General features: G+C 67.6%; 1 protein-coding gene. It reads right to left on the bottom strand.

Annotation, left to right across the window (positions count from 1 at the left end; all coding sequences use genetic code 11):
- Positions 1–225: 225 nt before the first annotated feature.
- The gene (locus tag LR394_RS40990) at positions 226–1545 is read right to left on the bottom strand and encodes an IS4 family transposase (protein ID WP_231450134.1); all 1320 of its coding nucleotides are present in this window, start codon (positions 1543–1545) and stop codon (positions 226–228) included.
- Positions 1546–1637 lie beyond the last annotated feature (92 nt).

Genomic DNA, 1637 nt, shown 5'->3' with positions numbered 1-1637 from the left:
CAATGCCGTGAAGGCTAAGTTGATCATGCTGCTGGCGGGAGTTTGCTGAGTCTGATGGTGGCTGGGTTGGGGTGGCGGGTGCTGGATGGTTCGGTGGGTTTCTTGGCGCGGTAGCTGTTGTGGCGTAGTCGTTTCAGGGCCCTGGGGCAGGTGCGTTCGCGGCGGGGTGGGTTGAGGCGGCGGGTGATGTCGGCCCAGAGGCGGGGCAGGCCGGCCGCCCAGTGGTCAGGGGGGAAAGGCCGCGGAGCCTTCGGCTCCGCGGCGGACCAGGCGCAGGGCTCTGGAGTAGGAGATCCGGTCGGGGTCGATCTGGATGGCTGCTGCGGCGGCGACGATCAGTTTCGTGAGGGCGTAGTGGACGGTCAGCCAGGCCCAGATTTCCTGGCGGACCAGGTCCGGCAGGCGTGACCGGAGGACTTTCCCGGGCCCACGCAGGTGGGTTTTCAGCTGGTCGATGGCTGTTTCCTGTTCCCACCTTTGGTGGTAGGTCGCGGCCAGTTCGTCCGAGCGTGCCTGCTCGGGGCCGAGGATGTTTGTCAGCAGGACGATCAGTTCGCCGTGGCCGTTGCCCTCACGATCGGGAACGTCGTACTCGATCACCCGGACCAGGCGGGCGATCTCGGGATCAACACCGGGGATCTCGTGCCCCTCGAGCCCTTCACGTGCTGCGGCCTGGCTGGTGTGGGCCTGGGCTGCGGCGACGATTTTCTCGCGGGCTCGGGGCTTGCGGGCGGGATCGACGAGGACACTCAGATAGGAGCCGTCCTCGAGGACGTGCACGATCGGCAACTGGAGCTGGGTCGTGGCCCGCCAGAGCAACGCGGCTCCGGTGGCGTCGGCCTGGTCCCAGTCCTCGAAGGAGTAGAAACCGCGGTCCGCGGTGAGCAGCTCGTCCGGGCGCAGGCGGGCGAACAGGCGCCGGGCCATGGTTCTTTCACCGACCGAGCAGGCCTCGACCTCGGCGGCGACGAATGCGTGGGTGCCGCATTCGCTGATGGCCACGACCCGGGCTTTGGGATAGCCCGAACGGTGCGAGATGTCCCCGCTGGTGTTGGTGGCGTTGGAGTAATCGAACTCGGCCAGGTTGGCAGGCGTGTCCGGGACATCGACCTCGAAACCGTCGATCGCCATCACCCGCCACTCGCGCAGGAACGCCCACTGCGCCGGCCCGACCGTCAACGCCCGGGCCATCGAGCCGGGATCCCCGGCGATCGGGGCCGCGACGGACTCGAAGATCTCCCGCATCACCGCTGATCCCAGCCGCTTGCGGGCCTGGGTCAGTCCCGAGGCTGACGGCGGCGTCCAGGACGCGTCCCAGCAGCCCCACCCGTCCAGCGAGCCCGTGACTTTCTGCAGGACTTCCTCGTAGTCGTCGTTGCTGAACAGGCACAACGCCATCGTCGAATAGGCCGTCACATGCGGCGGGAGTTTCCCGTCCCGGCGCTGCGCGCCGGCCCCGTGGGCCGCGACCGCGGCATCGACCACGTCCCGGTCCACTGTCGAGACCAGCACACCCAGCGATGCCTGATCAGGAGAAACCGCCATCCCAGCATCAAAACAGGCCAGGCCCCGCTGGTCGCCCTGCCACGCCGTGACCCGAAAACGGACCCAAGATCAACTTACGCTTCACGGCATTG

The sequence above is a fragment of the Kineosporia babensis genome (genome assembly GCF_021129305.1).
Lineage (GTDB): Bacteria > Actinomycetota > Actinomycetes > Actinomycetales > Kineosporiaceae > Kineosporia > Kineosporia babensis.
The sequence above is the reverse complement of the archived record's forward strand: the minus strand, read 5'-3'. Positions and strand labels throughout refer to the sequence as shown.

What these genes read in the sequence shown, in the direction of transcription:
- LR394_RS40990 (WP_231450134.1), bottom strand. Translation starts at nt 1,545, where the DNA reads ATGGCGGTTTCTCCTGATCAGGCATCGCTGGGTGTGCTGGTCTCGACA.